This window comes from Pseudomonas sp. PONIH3 (assembly GCF_002934345.1).
GTDB lineage: Bacteria > Pseudomonadota > Gammaproteobacteria > Pseudomonadales > Pseudomonadaceae > Aquipseudomonas > Aquipseudomonas soli.
On sequence record NZ_CP026386.1, the window covers coordinates 3,837,472 to 3,859,032 of the forward strand.

The following is a 21,561-nucleotide window of genomic DNA, read 5'->3' on the forward strand; positions in this document are numbered from 1 at the left end:
CATGAGCGAACCTACCCACGCGTTGCCTTTCGATCCGGCAGGAATCGTCCTGGATCGCCGTCGCGGGCTCAGCCAGCAGCTCTACCAGGCCTTGCGCGCGCGCGTGCTGGATGGGCGCCTGGAAGGCGGCACTCGGCTGCCGGCCACCCGTGACCTTGCGGCGGTGCTCGCGTTGTCGCGCAACAGCGTGGTGCGTGCCTATGACCAGTTGTATGCCGAGGGCTTTATCGAAAGCCGGGTAGGCGATGGCACCTATGTAAGCCGCCTGGGAAAACTATCCACACAACTGTCCACAGGGTTATCCCTGGTGTTATCAACAGATTTATCCACATTTGAGGCGTCTGATACTGAGGATTTATCCAGTTTTGCGCTGTGCAGCGAGCCGTTGTTGCGTCTGAAAAAGCACCATCTGCCGCCGCCAAAAGGCGATGCGCCGAGGGCTTTCAGGGTTGGCCTGCCAGCCTTCGACCTGTTTCCTTTCGAGGTCTGGGCCAAGCTGCAAGCGGGTTTCTGGCGAAATCCCGACCCGGCGCTGCTCGGCTATGGCGACCCGGCAGGGGAGCTGCCGTTGCGTGATTTGATTGCCACCTATCTGCGTCGATCGCGAGGGCTTTCCTGCAGTGCTGAACAAATTGTGATCACCAGTGGTGCGCAGCAGGCGATCAGCCTTTGTGCACAGTTGCTGTTGCAGCCTGGTGACGGGGTGGCTGTGGAAAACCCGGGCTACCGCGTTGCCGGGCACGCCTTCGCCCTGGCGGGGGCAAGGGTCAGCGGCGTGCCGGTAGACGAAGAGGGCATGGACTGTGCGCGCCTGGCCGAGCTGCCGGATTGCCGGCTGGCTTACGTGACCCCGGCTCACCAGTACCCCACCGGTGTGACCATGAGCCTGGCCCGGCGCCTGGCGTTGCTGGCCTGGGCCGAGCGCCAGGACGGTTGGGTCGTCGAGGACGATTACGATGGTGAGTACCGCTACAGCGGTGCGCCTTTGGCACCGCTGGCGGCACTGGATCGGCAGGGCCGGGTGCTGTACGTCGGAACGTTCGGCAAGATCGCATTTCCGGCTTTGCGGCTGGGTTACCTGGTGCTGCCCGGACGCCTGGTGCGGGCATTCAGCCAGGCCAAGGCGCTGGCGGTGCATCACTCGGAAGTCGGCACGCAATGTGTCATGGCGCAGTTCATGGCCCAAGGGCATTTCCAGCGGCATATCCGCCGTATGCGCCGGGCGGCGCTGGCCCGCAGGAATGTGCTGAAGGCCGGTTGGCCCGTGGATGTACCGGGGCTGGGGGCAATGCCAGACGTCGCAGCAGGGCTGCATGTGAAGGTGGCTGTGGATAACTTGGCGCGGGAGCAGGAGTTGGTGGCGCGGGCGGAGGCGGTGGGGGTGGAGGTCACTCCGCTGAGCAGCTACTGGCTGGAGGACAGCGCGGAACCTGCGGATACGAGGGCAGGGCTGGTACTGGGATTCGCGGCAGTGCCAGAAGGGGAGATTGCGCAGGCTTTGATGCGCCTGCGCAAGGCCTGGCGAGATTGAATGGGGCCGCTCTGCAGCCCCAAAAACATCAGGTCCCCGACTTGATCTTGGTCCAGGCCCGCGTCCGCGCCCGCTCGGCATCCCGTGGCAACGGCTTGAGCGTGTACAACTTGGCCATTGCATCCGCCGTCGGGTACAGGTTTGGATTGTTGCGGATCGCCGGGCTGACCTTGTCGGTCGCATCCTTGTTCGGGTTCGGGTAGCCGACGAAGTCGCTGATCGGTGCGATCACTTCTGGTCGCAACAGGTAGTTGATGAATGTGTGGGCATCTTCCGGGTTGGCGGCGTTCTTGGGGATCGCCAGCATGTCGAACCAGATCGGCGCGCCTTCCTTCGGCAGGCGCATGTCCACCACCACGCCGTTCTTCGCTTCACGAGCCCGATTCGCGGCCTGGGAGAAGCTGCCCGAGTAGCCCACCGCCACACAGATATCACCATTGGCGATGTCGGCCATGTACTTGGACGAGTGGAAGTAGGTTACATGCGGGCGGATCTTCAGCAGCAGGTCCTGGGCTTTCTGATAGTCGGCCGGCTTGCCGCTGTTGGGGTCCAGGCCCAGGTACGACAGCGCCAGCGGCAGGATCTCCGACGGCGAATCAAGCAGCGCCACGCCACACTGCTTGAGCTTGGCGATGTTCTCTTCCTTGAAGATCAGGTCCCAGCTGTCCACCGGTGCGTCGTCGCCGAGCACCGCCTTGACCTTGGCCGGGTTGAAGCCGATCAGCACCGTGCCGTACATGTAAGGCACGGCAAACTTGTTGCCGGGGTCATTGGCCTCGATCAGCTTCATCAGTGCCGGGTCAAGGTGTTGCCAGTTGGGCAGCTTCGCCCGATCGAGGGGCTGGAACACGCCGGCTTCTATCTGCTTGGCGAGGAACACGTTGGACGGCACCACCACGTCATAGCCGGAGTTGCCGGTGAGCAGCTTGGCTTCCAGTGCTTCATTGGTGTCGAAGATGTCGTAGATCAGCTTGACCCCGCTGTCCTTCTGGAAGTCGACCAGGGTTTGCGGGGTGATGTAGTCGAACCAGTTGTATACCCGCAGGGTACGCTGTTCGGCGTGTGCCTGCAGTGCGCCAGCGAACAGGCCGGCGGCGACGAGCGGGGCGAGCAGACGTTTGAGTCGGGTCATGTTCACGCTCCTGGCTGGGCCTGCTGGAAGCCTTCCAGCACATTGACCGCGTTGATGCCGATTTCCTCCACAGCGTAGCCGCCCTCCATCACGAACAAGGTCGGCTTGCCCAGCTGGGCGATGCGCTTGCCCATCGCCAGGTAGTCGGGACTGTCGAGCTTGAACTGGGAGATGGGGTCGTCCTTGAAGGTATCCACGCCAAGGGAGATCACCAGCACATCGGCATCGAAGGTGGCGATGCGCTGGCAGGCGTCTTCGAGGGCTGCGCTCCAGGCTGCCCAGTCGCTGCCGGCAGGCAGCGGGTAGTTGATGTTGCAGCCTTCGCCGGCACCTTCGCCGATCTCGTCGGCGTAGCCGAGGAAGAACGGGAACTCGTCCTGCGGGTCGCCGTGGATCGAGGCGAAGAACACGTCGTTGCGGGTGTAGAAAATGTCCTGCGTACCGTTGCCGTGGTGATAGTCGACGTCGAGGATGGCTACCTTGCGCCGGCCGTGGTCGATGAAGGCCTGGGCGGCAATGGCTGCGTTGTTGAGGTAGCAGTAACCCCCCATCACTTCGCCTGCGGCGTGGTGCCCTGGTGGCCGGCACAGGGCGAATGCGGCATGGGCGCCTTGCTGGATCGCGGCCTGGGCGGTCAGGGCGACCTGGGCGGCGCTGTAGGCGGCCTGCCAGGTGCCGGCGGTGATCGGTGCGCCGGCGTCGAAGCTGTAATAACCGAGCTCGCCGTGCAGGCCGCTGGGTTTGACCTGGCGCAGGGTGCGCGCCGGCCAGGTGAATGGCAGCAGGTCACCTTCCTGGCCAAGCGCGGCCCAACGGGCCCAGGCGCCTTCGAAGAAATCCAGGTAGTCGGCGCTGTGGATGCGCTGCAGCGGCGCGCGGCCAAAGTCGGCGGGGCCTTGCACGGGCCCGAGGTTGCGCTGCTTGACGCGCTCCAGGACGTGGTCGGCGCGCGACGGCATTTCGAAACAGGGCATCAGCTTGCCGTCGATGAGCTCGCAGCGGCCATGGTGCAGGCGGTGGTCATCGGAATAGATCGTCAGCACGTTGTTGTTCTCCGTATTCACTGGCGTGGAGCCATTTTTACGGACTGCCCGGTACTGGAGAACGTCGCAAACGGCCAAAAGGGGATCGATGTGGCCAAGCCGTCCGTAACCGGTCAACCGCGAAAATGGCTTGGCGCCACGCCGCTCCAGCGCTGGAAGGCATGTCGGAAGCTCGCGGTCTCGCTGAACCCCAATGTTTCGGCAATGCGGTAGATCGGCATCTGGTCCTCGGCCAGCAACTGCTTGGCCCGCTCGAAGCGCAGCTCGTCGAGGAGCTGTTGATAACTGCTGCCCAGCGCCTGCAAATGCCGGCGCAGTGTGCGCGACGAGCAGTTCATCTGCCGTGCCAAGCCTTCCAGCCCAGGCGCGGCATCCAGTTGTCGCAGCAGCAGCTGGCGGATCCGCCCCAGCCAAGCTTGGCGGCCGGTGAACTCCAGGTTGAGGCGCCGGCAGCGTTCGCCCATGGCCTTGTGGGTGATCGGGTCGGCCAGGGGCAGGGGCATGTCCAGCCAGTGTCGTTCGAAAGCGAAGGCATTGTCGCTGGCGCCGAAGCCGAGTGGGCACTGGAATGCAGGGTCATAGAGCGCGTGGTAGCCCGGGCGCGGGTGTTCGAAACGCGCCGCCAGCAACGGTAGTTGGCGGCCGAGCAGGTCATCGCAGATCACTTTCAGCGACAGCAGGCAGAATTCGGCATTGAAGGCGGCCAGCCCAGGCGCGTCGTAATGGTCGCTGGCGCTGAGCCACACGCGCTGGCCATCGTCCACCAGGCGCAGTTGAAAGACTGTTCCCAGCAGTGCCGGAAAGGTCAGCGCCAGGCGCAGGGCGTCACCCAAAGTGGCACTTGAGAGCAGGGCGTAACCGAGCATGCCGTAGCACGACACGTGCATGCGCCGGCCGAGTTCCAGGCCGATGTCCTGGCGCCGGGCCACGGCGTTGGCGCAGACCTGCAGTTCCTGCTGGGTGGTGATGCGCGCATCGGCGTGGCCCAGGTCTGCGGGGCCTATGCCGCTGCCGGCGAGCATGTGCTGCGCGTCCACGCCGTCTTCCTGGAACACCTGGAGGATCAGCGAAACGGCGTTGAGGGTGGTGAGGTGGCTGTGCAGCATGCTCGGCATCCCGTTGAGCTGGGGAGCATTACCGAGCAAGTTGTGTGCCGGGTACGCGGCGTGGCGTGGGAGCAGACTTGCCCCGCGATGGCGTAGTTGAGGCCCGCATCAATATCGCGGGGCAAGCCCGCTCCCACGGCCGCTCCCCTATCAACAGCATTTCGCAGGCATAAAAAAAAGGGCCCGTAGCATGCGCTCGGGCCCTTGAAAGGTTGAGAGGTGTCTAGTCCCTCGACCTGGTGAGACTGTTTGCAGCGGTCTGGGTTACGCCTTCAGCGGAACCAGACGGGGAGCGATCATGTTTTCCGGACGCAGGATGTCGTTGAGCATCTCTTCGTCCAGCAGCTTCTCTTCGCGCACCAGTTCCAGCACGCCGCGGCCGGTTTCCAGGGCGACGCGGGCGATACGGGTGGCGTTTTCGTAGCCGATGTATGGGTTCAGGGCGGTGACCAGGCCGATCGAGTGCTCGACCAGTTCACGGCAGCGCTGTTCGTTGGCGGTGATGCCGACGATGCAGTGCTCGCGCAGCATGTCCATGGCGCGTTGCAGCAGGCGGATCGAGTCGAAGATCTTGTAGGCGATCAGCGGTTCCATCACGTTCAGCTGCAGCTGGCCACCTTCGGCGGCGACGGTCAGGGCCAGGTCGTTGCCCATGATGGCGAACGCGACTTGGTTGACGGCTTCCGGGATAACCGGGTTGACCTTGCCTGGCATGATCGAGCTGCCTGGCTGGCGCGCCGGCAGGTTGATCTCGTTGATGCCGGTGCGTGGGCCGCTGGACAGCAGGCGCAGGTCGTTGCAGATCTTCGACAGCTTGACCGCGGTGCGCTTGAGCATGCCGGAGAACAGCACGAAGGCGCCCATGTCGGAGGTGGCTTCGATCAGGTCGGCAGCCGGCACCAGCGGCTGGCCGCTGATGATCGCCAGGCGCTGGACGGCCAGCATCTGGTAGCCCGGGTCGGCATTGATGCCGGTACCGATGGCGGTGCCGCCCAGGTTGATTTCGGTCAGCAGTTCCGGAGCCAGCGAGCGCAGGCGCTGCAGGTCTTCGGTCATGGTGGTGGCGAAGGCGCGGAATTCCTGGCCCAGGGTCATCGGCACGGCGTCTTGCAGCTGGGTACGGCCCATCTTCAGAACGTGGTCGAACTCTTTACCTTTGGCAGCGAAGGCCTGGATCAGGCTGTCGAGGCTAGCCAGCAGGGCGTCGTGGCCCAGCAGCAGACCCAGACGAATCGCGGTCGGGTAGGCGTCGTTGGTCGACTGCGCCATGTTCACATCGTTGTTCGGGTGCAGGTACTGGTACTCACCCTTCTGGTGACCCATGGCCTCCAGCGCGATGTTGGCGATGACTTCGTTGGCGTTCATGTTGGTGGAAGTACCAGCACCGCCTTGAATCATGTCCACCACGAACTGCTCGTGATAGTCGCCTTTGATCAGTCGTGCGCAGGCTGCGCTGATCGCGGCGTGCTTGGCATCGCTCAGGTGCCCCAGCTCACGGTTGGCGTCAGCAGCTGCCTGCTTGACCATCGCCAGGCCGACTACCAGTTTCGGGTAGTGCGACAGCGGAACACCGGAGAGGTGGAAGTTGTTGGCAGCGCGCAGAGTCTGGATGCCGTAGTAGGCATCGGCAGGGACTTCAAGGGTACCAAGCAGATCTTTTTCGACGCGGAACGATGCAGCGGAGGACATGATGGATATCATCTCGATTTTGACCCGGCACCTGCCGGAATGGCGCCAATGCTAGGGCTGCCCAGATTTTGCGGCCAATGCTGTTGCACGCTAACCTATGCGCAAACGGCATACGGTTTGATGTGACGCCGATTGACAATCGAGCGTGTTCCATTTTGGTGCACGCAGTGCGGAGTAGTCGATGAACCTCGAAAGCAAATGGCTGGAGGACTTCAGTGCCCTGGCCTCGACCCGCAGTTTCTCGCAAGCGGCCGAGCGCCGGTTCGTTACCCAGCCAGCGTTTAGCCGACGCATACGCAGCTTGGAAGCGGCGCTTGGGTTGACCTTGGTGAATCGTTCCCGCACACCCATCGAACTGACCGAGGCCGGGCAGCTGTTTCTCGTCACTGCACGCACCGTTGTCGACCAGTTGAGCGAAGTTCTCCGCCATTTACATCACCTCGAAGGCGGTCAGGGCGAAGTGATCCAGGTCTCGGCCGCGCACTCCTTGGCATCGGGCTTTTTCCCCCGCTGGGTGGCGCAATTGCGCAACGATGGCCTTAACATCGCCACGCGCCTGGTCGCCACCAACGTCGGTGATGCGGTGCATGCATTACGCGAAGGCGGCTGCGACCTGATGCTGGCCTTCTATGACCCGGACGCGGCGCTGCAGATGGACGCCGAGATCTTCCCGTCGCTGCACATGGGCAATACCGAAATGCTTCCGGTGTGTGCCGTGGGCCCCGACGGCAAGCCGCTGTTCGACCTGGAGGGGGAGGCCAGCGTGCCCTTGCTGGCCTACAGCGCCGGCGCCTTCCTCGGTCGGTCGGTCAACCTGCTGCTGCGCCAGCGCAACCTGCGCTATACCACTGTCTATGAGACGGCCATGGCCGACAGTCTCAAGAGCATGGCGCTCGAAGGCATGGGCATCGCCTGGGTCCCGAAGCTGTCGATGCGCGGCGAACTGGAGCGTGGCGAGCTGGCGATCTGCGGTGGCAGCCAGTGGCATGTGCCACTGGAAATCCGCCTGTATCGCTGCGCCTTGGTGCGCAAGGCCAACGTGCGCTTGCTGTGGCGCAAGCTGGAGGGCGGTTCAGTTGACCCAAAAGTCAGCCAAACCCCCGAAAAATAAGGCCGACAGTTGGTCGCCGGGGGTGCCGTGACCGCGCAACGTTACGCTATACTGCGCGGCCCCTCGACCGGATAGATTCCGGTCATGATCAGCAAACAAGCCACGCCGGTCGTCCCGCGTGGCTTGTTGTTTTTTGACGCGCCTGCGGGCGCACAAGCGAAGAGGCTCGACGATGAGTGCACTGGTTGGCGTGATCATGGGCTCCAAGTCCGATTGGTCCACCCTTAGCCACACCGCCGATATGCTGGAAAAACTCGGCATTCCCTACGAAGTGAAGGTGGTTTCCGCCCACCGCACCCCGGACCTGCTGTTCCAGTACGCCGATGAGGCCGAAGGCCGCGGCATCGAAGTGATCATCGCCGGCGCCGGCGGCGCCGCCCACCTGCCGGGCATGTGCGCCGCCAAGACCCATCTGCCGGTGCTCGGTGTGCCGGTGCAATCGTCGATGCTCTCGGGTGTTGATTCGCTGCTGTCGATCGTACAGATGCCTGCTGGCGTCCCGGTCGCCACCCTGGCCATCGGCAAGGCCGGCGCGATCAACGCAGCCTTGTTGTCGGCGAGCATCCTCGGGGCCAAGCACCCGCAGTTCCACGCGGCGCTCAAGCAGTTCCGCACCGAGCAGACCGACACCGTGCTGGATAATCCAGACCCGCGTCAGGCTTGAGGCTGAAACCCATGAAGATCGGTGTAATCGGTGGTGGCCAACTGGGCCGCATGCTGGCCTTGGCGGGCACCCCGCTGGGCATGAACTTCGCTTTCCTCGACCCGGCACCAGACGCCTGCGCCGCGCCGCTGGGCGAGCACCTGCGTGCCGACTACGGTGACCAGGACCATCTGCGCCAGCTGGCCGACGAAGTCGACCTGGTGACCTTCGAGTTCGAAAGCGTGCCGGCCGAGACCGTGGCCTTTCTCTCGCAGTTCGTCCCGGTCTATCCGAGCGCCGAGGCCCTGCGCATCGCCCGTGATCGCCTGTTCGAGAAGAGCATGTTCCGCGATCTGGGGATTCCCACCCCGGCCTTTGCCGACATCCTCTCGCAGGCGGACCTCGATGCCGCGGTGGCAAGCATTGGCCTGCCGGCCGTGCTCAAGACCCGCACCCTGGGTTACGACGGCAAGGGCCAGAAGGTCCTGCGCAAGCCCGAAGACGTGGTCGACACTTTTGCCGAACTGGGCAGCGTGCCGTGCCTGCTGGAAGGCTTCGTGCCGTTCACCGGGGAAGTGTCGCTGGTGGCCGTGCGCGCCCGCGACGGTGAAACCCGCTTCTACCCGCTGGTGCACAACACCCATGACAGCGGCATCCTGCGCCTGTCGGTGGCCAGCGAGGCGCACCCGTTGCAGGCCCTGGCCGAAGACTACGTTGGCCGCGTGCTGCAGAAACTCGACTACGTGGGCGTCATGGCCTTCGAGTTCTTCGAAGTGGACGGTGGCCTGAAGGCCAACGAAATCGCCCCGCGTGTGCACAACTCCGGGCACTGGACCATCGAAGGCAGTGAGTGCAGCCAGTTCGAGAACCACCTGCGCGCCGTGGCCGGCCTGCCGCTGGGCTCGACCGCCAAGGTCGGCGAAAGCGCCATGCTCAACTTCATCGGCGAAGTGCCAGCAGTGGAGAAAGTCGTCGCCATCGATGACTGCCACCTGCACCACTACGGCAAGGCATTCAAGGTCGGGCGCAAGGTTGGCCACGCCACCCTGCGCTGCCAGGACATGGCCACCTTGAAGGCCAAGATTGCCGAAGTAGAGGCGTTGATCGCCGGCTGATCGAACTTCTGCCGGGCATTGCCGCTCTGAGATGGCAACATGCCGAAGCGCTGACTAGGCTTTGGCATGTCTCATGTTCATCACAGAGGGATTGCCATGGGCATCATTGGAACCATCTTCATCGGCCTGATCGTCGGCCTGCTGGCGCGTTTCCTGAAACCGGGTGACGACAGCATGGGCTGGATCATGACCATTCTCCTCGGCATCGCCGGTTCCCTGGCCGCCACCTACGGCGGACAAGCCCTGGGCATCTACCAGGCCGGGCAGGCCGCGGGCTTCTTCGGGGCCCTGGTCGGCGCGATCATCCTGCTGGTGATCTACGGCTTCATCAAGAAACGCTGAATTCCCGCTAGAATGCCCGGCAATTCATCCTGAGTTGCCGAGCATTTCCATGCGTGCGTTATCCCTCATTCCCCTGTTGCTGGCCAGCGCCCTGGCCCATGCCGAACTGCCCGAGACCGACTGGCTGGAACTGATGCCCAAGTCGGACCAGAAGGCGCTCGAGCAGATGCCCGAGATCGATCACAACTCCCCGGAAGCCCTGGGCACCTTCACCGCCAAGGGTGGGCTGAAGCAGAGCAAGGGCCTGCCGGCAGTGATGTACTCGACCAAGACCGTGGCCGCCATGAACGGCAGGCAGATCCGCCTGGGTGGTTATCCGGTGCCGCTGGAGAGCGATGCCAAAGGCAACAGCACGCTGTTTTTCCTGGTGCCTTACCCAGGGGCGTGCATCCATGTACCGCCGCCGCCACCGAACCAGCTGGTGCTGGTGCGGTATCCGAAAGGGCTGAAGATCGACGACATCTACACGCCGCTGTGGGTGACCGGCACCTTGAAGGTGGAGGCGGTCAGCAATGACTTGGCGGATGCGGCCTATGCACTGGAGGCGGGGCAGGTGAGGGTGGTGGAGGATGCGGACCTCTGAGCCTGGCAGAGCGTATCGCGGGGCAAGTCGGGCCGCCCCGCGATAGCGATTTCAGAGCGCTTCGCTACCGATTGCCACGCTCATCGCATGAGTCGCCCCTGGCTTGAGCACCACCACGTCATCCATCACATTCGCCGTCTCGATGCACAGCATGCGCTGCCAGCCATCGTCGGCCATGTCCGGCAGGTCGCGGGCGCGGTCGGTCCAGGGGTTCCAGATCACCGCGGTGCTTGAGCCGCCAGCAGTAAGGGTGGTGCGTCGGTTCCAGTGCGGATCGACAATCGCCAGTCGATCGGGCGCGTTCAGGTAGATGCGATCAGTCTCGCCCGCGAAACCCAGGTTGCCCTGCTGTTTGCGCTGTTCCCAATTGGCCAGTGTTTCGATGTAGGCCAGCCCGTCCACGCCTTCCACTTGAACCCGGCGCACATCGCTCACGGCGAAGTAGCTGTGCAGCGCCTGGCTCAGGGTGACATCGGTATTGCCGAGGTTGTAGCTGGTGAGGGTGAGCTTCAGCTGGTCACCCAGCTCTACCAGGAGCTTGAGCTGGACCTCATGAGGCCAACCCGGCAGGTCACCCTGGGCTTCGGGCAATTCGAACTCGACCTGCAGGTGGTCGCCGTGTTCCTCGGCGCGCAACAACTGCCAGTCACGGCCACGCACCAGGCCGTGGGCGGGCGGCTGCTCGCCCTTGAACATGGCTTTGACCGTATCGGGATTGCGCTCGAAGATACCGAACCACGGCCAGCACACGGGAGCGCCGGCACGCACCGACTTGCCCTGGCGGAAGATGGCCTGGTCGCTCAGCCACAGCAGCGGAGGCTCGCCCAGGCGCTGATAGCTCAGAACCTGGGCGCCCTGCTGGGCAATCAGTAGTTCGGCATGATCGCTGGTGATGCGCCAGCAGTTGAGTTCGCCGTGCAGCTCGGTCTCGACCGTGAAGTTAGCCATTGCGTTCGTCTCATTGATTGTCTGTCAGGCCGTTGGACCCGGTGACGTGCAATGAGTTTACCGCTGGCCAGGCTCAGCGACGAGGTACGGAGCGGGTGCGACCACTGCCATCGATGGCGACGAACACGAACACCGCCTCGGTAACCTTGCGCCATTCGCTGGACAGCGGGTCGTCGCTCCATACCTCGACCATCATCTGGATCGAGCTGCGGCCGATTTCCAGGGTCTGGGTATAGAAGGACAACTGCGCGCCCACGGCCACCGGGACCAGGAACGCCATGCGATCGATGGCTACCGTGGCCACTCGGCCTCCGGCGACGCGGCTGGCCATGGCGGTGCCGGCCAGGTCCATCTGGGCGACCAGCCAGCCGCCGAAGATATCGCCGAAACCATTGGTTTCGCGCGGCAGCGCGGTGATCTGCAAGGCCAGGTCGCCTTGCGGGATAGGATCTTCTTGTTCGAGCTCAATCATGCCGTGGGGCCTCTGACCCGTGACGCTTCGTTGGTGGCGCAATAACGGACGCCGTAAAAACGATTCAGCAACACGCATACTACGCTGATTTCGCTTCAGGGGGCGGCCTCAGGGAAACTCTGCGAAACAGTCTGACAACGATGACCGACGTTTTCGCACAACATCCCTCAGGATAAGCAACCTTTTCCTACGAGCGGGCAGTATATATACCTGCACAGCCAGCGACGACCGCGCATTCATGAATATCTGTATGGATTTTGTACCGCTATGAGCGCAGCTCGGCAATTTGCTATCTTCGCCGACTATTCAATCCAGAAGCCGCATGCCAAGCGGTCCGCAGACCTACAAGAGAAAGAACAGCGATGACCTCCGTGCAGAGCAGTATCGAGCAGCCGTCCCGGCCGTTGTCCCGCAGTGACTACAAGACCCTCTCGCTGTCCGCCCTGGGCGGTGCCCTGGAGTTCTACGACTTCATCATCTTCGTGTTCTTCGCCACTGTGGTGGGCAAGCTGTTCTTCCCGGCCGACATGCCCGAATGGCTGCGCCTGATGCAGACCTTCGGCATCTTCGCCGCCGGCTACCTCGCCCGGCCATTGGGTGGCATCGTCATGGCCCACTTCGGCGACCTGCTCGGACGCAAGAAGATGTTCACCCTGAGCATTTTCATGATGGCCGTGCCGACCCTGGTGATGGGGCTGCTGCCCACCTATGCGCAGATTGGCCTGTGGGCGCCGATCCTGCTGCTGTTGATGCGGGTTATCCAGGGCGCGGCCATCGGTGGCGAGGTGCCGGGGGCCTGGGTGTTCGTCTCCGAGCACGTGCCGGCGCGCAACACCGGCTATGCTTGCGGCACCCTGACCGCCGGCCTGACCTCGGGCATTCTGCTTGGCTCGCTGGTGGCGACGCTGATCAACACGATCTACAGCCCCGAGGAAGTGGCGGACTACGCCTGGCGTATTCCATTCCTGCTCGGTGGGGTGTTCGGCTTCTTCGCGGTCTACCTGCGCCGCTGGCTGCATGAGACCCCTGTGTTCGCCGAAATGCAGGCACGCAAGGCCCTGGCCGAGGAGCTGCCACTGCGCGCGGTGCTGCGTGATCATCGCGGCGCGATCATCCTCTCGATGCTGCTCACCTGGCTGCTGTCGGCCGGCATCGTGGTGATCATCCTCATGACCCCGGCATTGCTGCAGAGCCTCTACCACGTCAGCCCCACCGACTCGCTCAAGGCCAATAGCCTGGCTATCGTGCTGCTCAGCCTGGGCTGCGTCGGCGCTGGCAGCCTGGCCGACCGTTTCGGTGCCGGGCGAGTGTTCATCGTCGGCAGCCTGATGCTGCTGGCGTCGTCCTGGGCCTTCTACCACAGCCTGCCGACCCGCCCGGACCTGCTGTTCCCGCTCTATGCGCTGACTGGCTTGTGCGTGGGTATCGTCGGCGCCGTGCCTTACGTGATGGTCAAGGCGTTCCCGCCTGTCGTGCGCTTCAGCGGCCTGTCGTTCTCCTACAACCTCGCCTACGCGATCTTCGGTGGCCTGACGCCGATGGTGGTGACCGCGCTGCTCAAGTTCAGTCCGATGGCACCCGCCTATTACGTGGCGTGCCTGTGCGCCGTTGGTCTGCTGGTGGGCATCTATCTGCTCGCGCGCAAACGCTGAAACCCGCTCTAAGTCCCCTCCGCAACATCCTGTAAAGGCCATCCCGGTTACCGGTGATGGCCTTTCATCCAATTGTCACATTCGAGTCATAGAGTGTTCATGCGGCCTGCAGATACTTGGGCCCGTTCCATCTCACAACCCACGATATTCCTGCTAGGAGCAAGGCATGAAACTGAAGCGTTTGATGGCGGCCCTGACCTTTGCCGCCGCTGGCGTCGCTGCCGCCAATGCGGTCGCCGCTGTCGATCCTGCAATCCCGACCTACACCAAGACCACCGGTGTTTCGGGCAACCTCTCCAGCGTCGGTTCCGACACCCTCGCGAACCTGATGACCCTGTGGGCCGAGGCCTACAAGAAGGAATATCCGAACGTAAACATTCAGATCCAGGCCGCCGGTTCCTCGACCGCGCCACCCGCCCTGACCGAAGGCACCGCCAACCTGGGCCCGATGAGCCGCAAGATGAAGGACGTCGAGCTGCAGGCGTTCGAGCAGAAGTATGGCTACAAGCCGACTGCCATTCCGGTTGCCGTTGACGCCCTGGCCGTGTTCGTTCACAAGGACAACCCGATCAAAGGCCTGACCATGGCCCAGGTCGACGCCATCTTCTCCTCCACCCGTCTGTGCGGTGGCAAAGCCGACGTCAAGACCTGGGGTGACCTGGGCGTGACCGGCGACCTGGCCAACAAGCCAGTTCAGCTGTTCGGCCGTAACTCGGTATCCGGCACCTACGGCTACTTCAAGGAAGAAGCCCTGTGCAAAGGCGACTTCAAGCCTAACGTCAACGAACAACCTGGCTCGGCTTCGGTCGTGCAGTCGATCAGCTCGTCGCTGAACGGCATCGGCTACTCGGGCATCGGCTACAAGACCGCCAGCGTCAAGACCGTGGCCCTGGCCAAGAAAGAAGGCGGCGCGTTCGTCGAAGACAACGAAGCCAACGCCCTGAACGGTACCTACCCGCTGTCGCGCTTCCTCTACGTCTACGTCAACAAGGCCCCGAACAAGCCTCTGGCCCCGCTGGAAGCCGAGTTCGTCAAGCTGGTGCTGTCGCAGGCCGGCCAACAAGTTGTCGTGAAGGACGGCTACATCCCGCTGCCAGCCAAGGTGGTCGACAAGACCCTGGCCGACCTGGGTCTGTCCCACGCGGGTAACGTTGCAAAGAAGTAAATAACTGAGGATGAGGCCGGTGCCAAAGAATGCCGGCCTCCTCCACGAATTCCTTAGTCCGAAGCCAGGGCTCCTGAGCGGCGGGCTTTTTTGCGTCACTGCACTGTCATGTTTTTGTCATACGGGACCGCTAGGGTGTGCGCATGAATGATCTGGCCAACTCCACAATGACCCAAAATTCTCCTCCCGTGCGCATTGACTTCAATACGCCCGAGTTGCAACGCAAGCGCCGCCTGCGCGCCCTCAAGGATCGCCTGACCCGCTGGTACGTCCTGGTGGGCGGGCTCGCCGTGCTGGCGGCGATCACGCTGATCTTCTTCTACCTGGCCTATGTGGTGCTGCCGTTGTTCCAAGGCGCCACGCTTACCAGCAAGAAGGCGCTGGAGCCGACCTGGCTGCAGCAGGACGCCGGTAAACCGCTGCTGATCGCCCTCGAGGAACAGAACCTCGTGGGCATGCGTGTATCCGACAAGGGCCAGGCCCTGTTCTTCGACACCAAGACCGGCAACGAACTGAAGCGCGTCGACCTGCCGCTGCCGGCCGGCGCCCAGGTCAGCTCGATCAGCACCGACCAGCCGGGCAGCCCGCTGGTGGTGGTGGGCCTGTCCAACGGCCAGGCACTGGTGTTCCACCACACCTACAAGATCACCTATCCGGACAACAAGAAGACCATCGAGGCGGGCATCGACTTCCCCTATGGTCAGGACCTGTTCACCCTGGATGACCAAGGCCGCGCGCTGGAGCATGTGAGCGTCAACGTCAACGGCGACACCTTGTTGCTGGCCGGTTCCACCGGTGCGCACCTGCAGGTGATCGAACTGTCGCGCACCGAGAACATGATGACCGACGAGGTCACTGTCGAGCAGAACCGTATCGAACTGCCGCAGATGACCGAGGTGGTGAAGAACATCTTCATCGACCCGCGCCAGCAGTGGCTGTACGTGGTCAACGGTCGCGCCACCGCCGACGTGTTCAGCCTGCGCGACAAGAGCCTCAACGGCCGCTACAAGCTGCTCGAGGACGGCAACGCCGAGATCACCGCGACCGCCCAGCTGGTCGGTGGCATCTCGCTGATCTTCGGTGATTCCAAGGGTGGCCTGAGCCAGTGGTTCATGGCCCGCGACCCCGATGGCGAGTCGCGCTTCAAGTTGATCCGCAGCTTCCAGCTGGGCAAGGCCCCGGTGGTGCAGATCGACGCCGAGGAGCGCCGCAAGGGCTTCATCGCCCTGGACAGCGAAGGCAAGCTCGGCGTGTTCCACAGCACCGCGCACCGCACCCTGCTGGTCGAGCCGGTCGCCGAAGGCGCGGGCATCCTCGCCCTGTCGCCGCGCGCCAACCGCATCATCATCGAGCAAAGCAACAAGCTGCTGCCGCTGAGCCTGAAGAACCCGCACCCGGAAGTCTCGTTCAGCGCGCTGTGGGGCAAGGTCTGGTACGAGAACTACGACGAGCCCAAGTACGTCTGGCAGTCGACCGCCTCGAACACCGACTTCGAACCCAAGCTGAGCCTGTCGCCGCTGACCTTCGGTACGCTCAAGGCCGCGTTCTACGCGATGATCCTGGCTGCCCCGCTGGCCATCGCCGCCGCCATCTACACCGCCTACTTCATGGCTCCGGGCATGCGCCGCAAGGTCAAGCCGGTGATCGAGTTGATGGAAGCGATGCCGACGGTGATCCTCGGCTTCTTCGCCGGCCTGTTCCTCGCGCCGTACCTCGAAGGCCACCTGCCGGGCGTGTTCAGCCTGTTCCTGATCATGCCGATCGGTATCCTGCTTGCCGGCTACAGCTGGAGCCGCCTGCCGGAGTCGATCCGCCTGCGCATCCCCGATGGCTGGGAAGCGGCGATCCTGATCCCGGTGATCCTGGTCATTGGCTGGTTTGCCCTGTACATGAGTCCGTTCCTCGAGAGCTGGTTCTTCGCGGGCGACATGCGCCTGTGGATCACCAACGATCTGGGGATCACCTATGACCAGCGCAACGCCCTGGTAGTGGGTATCGCCATGGGCTTCGCGGTCATCCCGAACATCTACTCCATTGCCGAGGACGCCGTGTTCAGCGTGCCGCGCAGCCTGACCCTGGGCTCGCTGGCGCTGGGCGCGACGCCATGGCAGACCCTGACCCGCGTGGTCATCCTCACCGCCAGCCCGGGCATCTTCTCGGCGCTGATGATCGGCATGGGCCGTGCGGTGGGTGAGACCATGATCGTGCTGATGGCCACCGGCAACACCCCGGTGATGGAGCTGAACCTGTTCGAGGGCATGCGCACCCTGGCCGCCAACGTGGCCGTGGAAATGCCCGAATCGGAAGTCGGCGGCAGCCACTATCGTGTGCTGTTCCTCGCCGCCCTCGTGCTGCTGTTGTTCACCTTCGTGATGAACACCCTGGCCGAGCTGATTCGCCAGCGCCTGCGCAAGAAATACTCGTCGCTTTGATAGAAAGGTAGAGATCCGTGAAAAAGGATTCCCTCAAAGGCTGGTTCAAGAGCGGCGCCCCCGGCGTCTGGATCAGTGGCGGCGCGGTGGCCATGGCGGTCATCATGACCGTCGGCCTGCTGGCCGTGATCGCCGTGCGCGGCCTGGGCCACTTCTGGCCGGCCGACCTGGTCCAGGCCACCTACAAGGTGCCCGGCCAGGCTGACCACATCGTCATCGGTGAAGTGGTGCAGAAGGAAGAAGTGCCCCGCGAACGCCTCAAGGGTGCCGGCCTGCCGGTGCCCGACCAGGGCCCGGAGTTCATGACCCGCGAGCTGATCAAGGTGGGTAACCGCGACCTCAACGGCAGCGACTTCACCTGGGTGGTCGGCGAGTGGCTGGTCGACCAGCAGAAACCTGCCGACCTGATTGCCCTGGAGCGCCGCGAATGGGGCAACTTCTACGGCTATCTGGTCAGCGTCAAGGAAGAAGGCCGCGTGGTCGCTCAGGGGCCGGAAGCCTGGAACGAGCTGCAGGCCCGCCTCAAGCGCGCCAGCCAACTCAACGACCAGCTTGTGAAGCTCGAGAAGAAGGACATCGGTGCCATCAACCATGGCCTGGAGCGCCTGCGCCTGCACAGCCGCAAGCTGGAACTGGACGGCAAGCTCGACGCCGCCGCCCAGGCCGACATGGACGCCGAGCGCGCCGAGCTGAACAACCGCTACAAGGCCATCGAAGAGCGCCTCAACGGCCTGCATCAGGAGTTCGCCCGCGACAGCCTGGTAGCACGCGACGGCAACGGCCGCGAAGTGGAGATCAACCTGAGCAAGGTGGTCCACGCCATTCAGCCGAACGCCATGTCGGGCTTTACCAAGATGGGCGCCTACTTCGCCAAGGTGTGGGAGTTCCTCAGCGACGACCCGCGTGAGGCCAACACCGAAGGCGGTATCTTCCCGGCCATCTTCGGCACCGTGATGATGACCCTGATCATGGCGGTGATCGTCACCCCGTTCGGCGTACTGGCTGCCGTCTACTTGCGTGAATACGCCAGGCAGGGCCCGGTGACCCGGCTGATCCGCATCGCCGTGAACAACCTCGCCGGCGTCCCGGCGATCGTCTACGGCGTGTTTGGCCTGGGCTTCTTCGTCTACGTGCTGGGCGGCTCGATCGACCGGCTGTTCTTCCCCGAGTCGCTGCCGGCACCTACGCTGGGTACGCCGGGCCTGTTGTGGGCTTCGCTGACCCTGGCGCTGCTGGCCGTGCCGGTGGTGATCGTGGCCACCGAGGAAGGTCTGGCGCGTATTCCGCGCACTGTACGCGAAGGCTCGCTGGCGCTGGGCGCGACCAAGGCCGAGACGCTGTGGAAGATCGTCCTGCCGATGGCCAGCCCGGCCATGATGACCGGCATGATCCTCGCCGTGGCCCGCGCCGCCGGCGAAGTGGCCCCGCTGATGCTGGTGGGTGTGGTGAAGCTGGCGCCATCGCTGCCGGTTGACGGCAACTACCCGTACCTGCACCTGGACCAGAAGATCATGCACCTGGGCTTCCACATCTACGACGTCGGCTTCCAGAGCCCCAACGTCGAGGCCGCGCGGCCGCTGGTGTACGCCACCGCGCTGCTGCTGGTGCTGGTGATCGCCACCCTCAACCTCTCGGCGGTGTGGATCCGTAACCACCTGCGCGAGAAGTACAAGGCCCTGGACCACTGATCCCGATTGCAAGCGTGCCGCCCGGATGCCGGGCGGCCCTTTGAAACGAATTGATAGCGTATGGAGTTGACCATGCAGCATGAATCCCACGCCCACGGCATCGACATGTCGGCCCTGGGCCGCGACAAGCAGAGCCTGCGCCTGGCTGAAGAGACCGTGGCCATCGAAGTACCCGGCCTGTCCCTGTTCTACGGCGACAAGCAAGCACTGTTCGACGTCAGCATGAACATCCCCAAGCAGCGCGTGACCGCCTTCATCGGCCCGTCCGGCTGCGGCAAGTCCACGCTGCTGCGCACCTTCAACCGCATGAACGACCTGGTCGACGGCTGCCGTGTCGAAGGCGCCATCAACCTGTACGGCAACAACATCTACCGCAAGGGCGAGGACGTGGCCGAGCTGCGTCGCCGCGTGGGCATGGTGTTCCAGAAGCCCAACCCGTTCCCCAAGACCATCTACGAGAACGTGGTCTACGGCCTGCGTATCCAGGGCATCAACAAGAAGCGCGTGCTCGACGAGGCCGTCGAGTGGGCGCTGAAGGGCGCGGCCCTGTGGGATGAGGTCAAGGACCGCCTGCACGAGTCGGCGCTGGGCCTGTCCGGTGGCCAGCAGCAGCGTCTGGTGATCGCCCGTACCATTGCCGTTGAGCCGGAAGTGCTGTTGCTCGACGAGCCGTGCTCGGCACTGGACCCGATCTCGACGCTGAAGGTCGAAGAGCTGATCTACGAACTGAAATCCAAGTACACCATCGTCATCGTGACCCACAACATGCAGCAGGCGGCCCGTGTTTCGGACTACACCGCCTTCATGTACATGGGCAAACTGGTCGAATTCGGTGATACCGACACCCTGTTCACCAACCCGGCGAAGAAGCAGACCGAAGACTACATCACCGGTCGCTACGGCTAAGACCGGCAAGGTAGGAACGCCAGGGAACGACACGAACGACTTGAAGCCTGCAGCTGCTTCGCGGAGCCAAACGATGATCAACAAAGAAAGCCTTACCCACCACATCTCCCAGCAGTTCAACGCCGAGCTCGAGGAGGTGCGCAGCCACCTGCTGGCCATGGGCGGGCTGGTGGAGAAACAGGTGAACGACGCCGTCACCGCGCTGATCGAGGCCGACTCGGGCCTTGCCCAGCAAGTGCGCGAGGTCGACGAACAGATCAACCAGATGGAGCGCAACATCGACGAGGAGTGCGTGCGCATCCTCGCCCGTCGCCAACCGGCGGCCTCCGACCTGCGCCTGATCATCAGCATCTCCAAGTCGGTGATCGACCTGGAGCGCATCGGTGACGAATCGACCAAGATCGCCCGCCGTGCCATCCAGCTGTGCGAGGAAGGCGAGTCGCCGCGTGGTTATGTCGAGGTGCGCCATATCGGCGACCAGGTGCGCAACATGGTCCGCGACGCGCTGGACGCCTTCGCCCGCTTCGACGCCGACCTGGCGCTGTCGGTGGCCCAGTACGACAAGACCATCGACCGCGAGTACAAGACGGCGCTGCGCGAGCTGGTCACCTACATGATGGAAGATCCGCGCTCGATCTCCCGCGTGTTGAGCGTGATCTGGGCCCTGCGTTCGCTGGAGCGCATCGGCGATCACGCACGCAACATCTCCGAGCTGGTGATCTACCTGGTGCGTGGTACCGACGTGCGCCACATGGGCCTCAAGCGCATGAAGGCCGAGGTGCAGGGCGAAGCGTTCGATGAGGGCGAAATCGCTAATGTTCCGGCTGAACCGGACGATAAATAGGATTGCTCCCGAGCATGAACGCCCGGCAACCGCCGGGCGTTTTCGTTTGCGGTCGAGCACCAGCAGGCACCCGCGAACCGTGTGAGAAGTCCCGGCGTGACCAGTGGTTTGGCAAATGGCCATCAGTCGGCGGTATGCTAGCCGGGATCAAGAGGAGTATCGATGAGTAAAGTGAATGTGCTGGTCGTGGATGATGCCCCGTTCATCCGCGACCTGGTAAGGAAGTGCCTGCGCAATGCCTTCCCCGGCATGGTGATCGAGGACGCGGTCAACGGTCGCAAGGCCATGGCCATGCTGAGCAAGGAACGTTTCGACCTGGTCCTGTGCGACTGGGAAATGCCGGAGATGTCCGGCCTCGAACTGCTGACCTGGTGCCGTCAGCAGGAAGAGATGAAGACCATGCAGTTCATCATGGTGACCAGCCGTGGCGACAAGGAAAACGTGATCCAGGCCATCCAGGCCGGCGTTTCCGACTTCGTCGGCAAGCCGTTCACCAACGAGCAGCTGCTGACCAAGGTGAAGAAGTCGCTGACCAAGATCGGCAAGCTCGACAGCCTGATGTCCAGCGCGCCGGCGCGGGTCAACTCGGCGTTTGCCAACGATTCGCTCAGTGCCCTGACCGGTGGTCGTCCGGACGCGGCCAAGGTAACCGCGCCCGCCGCTGCGCCAGTGGCAGCGGCGGCCAAGCCTCTGATCAACGCCCCCACGCCGAAGACTGCCGCTGCGGCGGCCCAGACTGGTCGTGGCCAAGGCCAACTGCGCCTGTCCAGTGGCACCCAGCCGTGCATGATCAAGGCCTTGAGCCTTAAGGAAGCCCTGCTGGTGGTGCGCCGCGGCACTAACCTGCCACAGGTGCTCGAAGGCGCGGTGCTGGACCTGGAGCAAGGTGAGAACGCCGAAACGGCGCGTCTGAACGGCTACCTGCACGCCATTGCGGCGCTGGAGCCCAAGCCTGAGAGCGACTGGCTGCAGCTGACCTTCAAGTTCGTCGACCAGGATGCGCAGAAACTCGACTACCTGTCGCGACTGATCGCCCGCGGCACGGCGCAGAAGCACTTCACGCCTGGCGCCTGATGGCCACTTGAGCACCGCGTCGCAGCGGATGTAGTGGGAGCGGGCTTGCCCCCTCCCACGTTACACCTCCAGCATCCCGACCAAC

Annotated in this window: 19 protein-coding genes; 13 read left to right on the forward strand and 6 right to left on the reverse strand. The window is 63.5% G+C overall.

The annotated features are described in order from the left end of the window. Nucleotide 1 precedes the first annotated feature (1 nt). Nucleotides 2-1,531, forward strand: a complete 1,530-nt coding sequence (locus tag C3F42_RS17720) for a PLP-dependent aminotransferase family protein (RefSeq protein ID WP_104444686.1) — start codon at nucleotides 2-4, stop codon at nucleotides 1,529-1,531. Nucleotides 1,532-1,559: 28 nt separating this feature from the next. On the opposite strand, the gene C3F42_RS17725 is transcribed toward C3F42_RS17720, so the two are convergent. From C3F42_RS17725 to aspA, 4 genes are all read right to left on the reverse strand, one after another. Continuing rightward, nucleotides 1,560-2,663 carry an extracellular solute-binding protein gene (locus C3F42_RS17725; RefSeq protein WP_104444687.1) on the reverse strand — a complete coding sequence of 368 codons (1,104 nt, stop codon included), beginning with the start codon at nucleotides 2,661-2,663 and terminating at the stop codon, nucleotides 1,560-1,562. A gap of 2 nt (nucleotides 2,664-2,665) precedes the next feature. After that, nucleotides 2,666-3,706, reverse strand: a complete 1,041-nt coding sequence (locus C3F42_RS17730) for a histone deacetylase family protein (RefSeq protein ID WP_038707625.1) — start codon at nucleotides 3,704-3,706, stop codon at nucleotides 2,666-2,668. A gap of 113 nt (nucleotides 3,707-3,819) precedes the next feature. Beyond that, nucleotides 3,820-4,812: an AraC family transcriptional regulator gene (locus C3F42_RS17735; RefSeq protein WP_023629862.1), complete on the reverse strand. Its 993-nt coding sequence runs from the start codon at nucleotides 4,810-4,812 to the stop codon at nucleotides 3,820-3,822. 264 nt (nucleotides 4,813-5,076) lie between these two features. After that, nucleotides 5,077-6,501 carry an aspartate ammonia-lyase gene (gene aspA, locus C3F42_RS17740; protein WP_031314847.1) on the reverse strand — a complete coding sequence of 475 codons (1,425 nt, stop codon included), beginning with the start codon at nucleotides 6,499-6,501 and terminating at the stop codon, nucleotides 5,077-5,079. Nucleotides 6,502-6,682: 181 nt separating this feature from the next. Between aspA and C3F42_RS17745 the strand changes: the two genes are divergently transcribed. The 5 genes from C3F42_RS17745 (at nucleotide 6,683) to C3F42_RS17765 (ending at nucleotide 10,295) form a co-directional block, all read left to right on the forward strand. Then, the gene (locus C3F42_RS17745; protein WP_023629864.1) at nucleotides 6,683-7,612 is read left to right on the forward strand and encodes a LysR substrate-binding domain-containing protein; all 930 of its coding nucleotides are present in this window, start codon (nucleotides 6,683-6,685) and stop codon (nucleotides 7,610-7,612) included. A 172-nt stretch (nucleotides 7,613-7,784) separates the two neighbouring features. Beyond that, on the forward strand, nucleotides 7,785-8,276 hold the full coding sequence (gene purE, locus C3F42_RS17750; protein ID WP_031314848.1) for a 5-(carboxyamino)imidazole ribonucleotide mutase: 492 nt from the start codon (nucleotides 7,785-7,787) through the stop codon (nucleotides 8,274-8,276). Nucleotides 8,277-8,287: 11 nt separating this feature from the next. After that, complete coding sequence (locus C3F42_RS17755; RefSeq protein ID WP_023629865.1) at nucleotides 8,288-9,370, forward strand: 5-(carboxyamino)imidazole ribonucleotide synthase; 1,083 nt, start codon at nucleotides 8,288-8,290, stop codon at nucleotides 9,368-9,370. A 96-nt stretch (nucleotides 9,371-9,466) separates the two neighbouring features. Continuing rightward, complete coding sequence (locus C3F42_RS17760; RefSeq protein ID WP_023629866.1) at nucleotides 9,467-9,712, forward strand: GlsB/YeaQ/YmgE family stress response membrane protein; 246 nt, start codon at nucleotides 9,467-9,469, stop codon at nucleotides 9,710-9,712. Nucleotides 9,713-9,761: 49 nt separating this feature from the next. Then, the gene (locus C3F42_RS17765; RefSeq protein ID WP_023629867.1) at nucleotides 9,762-10,295 is read left to right on the forward strand and encodes a DUF3299 domain-containing protein; all 534 of its coding nucleotides are present in this window, start codon (nucleotides 9,762-9,764) and stop codon (nucleotides 10,293-10,295) included. Between the two features lie 51 nt (nucleotides 10,296-10,346). Here C3F42_RS17765 and C3F42_RS17770 read toward each other — a convergent pair whose 3' ends face one another. After that, nucleotides 10,347-11,243 (reverse strand): D-hexose-6-phosphate mutarotase, encoded by an 897-nt coding sequence (locus C3F42_RS17770; RefSeq protein WP_104444688.1) that lies wholly within the window; start codon nucleotides 11,241-11,243, stop codon nucleotides 10,347-10,349. 73 nt (nucleotides 11,244-11,316) lie between these two features. Continuing rightward, the gene (locus C3F42_RS17775; protein WP_003253317.1) at nucleotides 11,317-11,715 is read right to left on the reverse strand and encodes an acyl-CoA thioesterase; all 399 of its coding nucleotides are present in this window, start codon (nucleotides 11,713-11,715) and stop codon (nucleotides 11,317-11,319) included. A 362-nt stretch (nucleotides 11,716-12,077) separates the two neighbouring features. Between C3F42_RS17775 and C3F42_RS17780 the strand changes: the two genes are divergently transcribed. From C3F42_RS17780 to C3F42_RS17810, 7 genes are all read left to right on the forward strand, one after another. After that, a complete protein-coding gene (locus C3F42_RS17780) occupies nucleotides 12,078-13,367 on the forward strand; it encodes an MFS transporter (RefSeq protein WP_023629869.1) in 1,290 nt (429 codons plus the stop codon). Between the two features lie 166 nt (nucleotides 13,368-13,533). Then, nucleotides 13,534-14,532, forward strand: a complete 999-nt coding sequence (locus C3F42_RS17785; RefSeq protein ID WP_023629870.1) for a phosphate ABC transporter substrate-binding protein PstS — start codon at nucleotides 13,534-13,536, stop codon at nucleotides 14,530-14,532. Nucleotides 14,533-14,675: 143 nt separating this feature from the next. Further along, nucleotides 14,676-16,964, forward strand: a complete 2,289-nt coding sequence (locus tag C3F42_RS17790; RefSeq protein ID WP_104444689.1) for an ABC transporter permease subunit — start codon at nucleotides 14,676-14,678, stop codon at nucleotides 16,962-16,964. Between the two features lie 17 nt (nucleotides 16,965-16,981). Continuing rightward, nucleotides 16,982-18,652: a phosphate ABC transporter permease PstA gene (pstA, locus tag C3F42_RS17795; RefSeq protein ID WP_038707069.1), complete on the forward strand. Its 1,671-nt coding sequence runs from the start codon at nucleotides 16,982-16,984 to the stop codon at nucleotides 18,650-18,652. A 72-nt stretch (nucleotides 18,653-18,724) separates the two neighbouring features. Further along, the gene (gene pstB / locus C3F42_RS17800; protein ID WP_031315066.1) at nucleotides 18,725-19,558 is read left to right on the forward strand and encodes a phosphate ABC transporter ATP-binding protein PstB; all 834 of its coding nucleotides are present in this window, start codon (nucleotides 18,725-18,727) and stop codon (nucleotides 19,556-19,558) included. 73 nt (nucleotides 19,559-19,631) lie between these two features. Continuing rightward, nucleotides 19,632-20,402, forward strand: a complete 771-nt coding sequence (gene phoU, locus C3F42_RS17805) for a phosphate signaling complex protein PhoU (RefSeq protein ID WP_023630537.1) — start codon at nucleotides 19,632-19,634, stop codon at nucleotides 20,400-20,402. Nucleotides 20,403-20,564: 162 nt separating this feature from the next. Further along, nucleotides 20,565-21,476: a response regulator gene (locus C3F42_RS17810; protein ID WP_038707068.1), complete on the forward strand. Its 912-nt coding sequence runs from the start codon at nucleotides 20,565-20,567 to the stop codon at nucleotides 21,474-21,476. The last annotated feature ends 85 nt before the right edge of the window (nucleotides 21,477-21,561 follow it).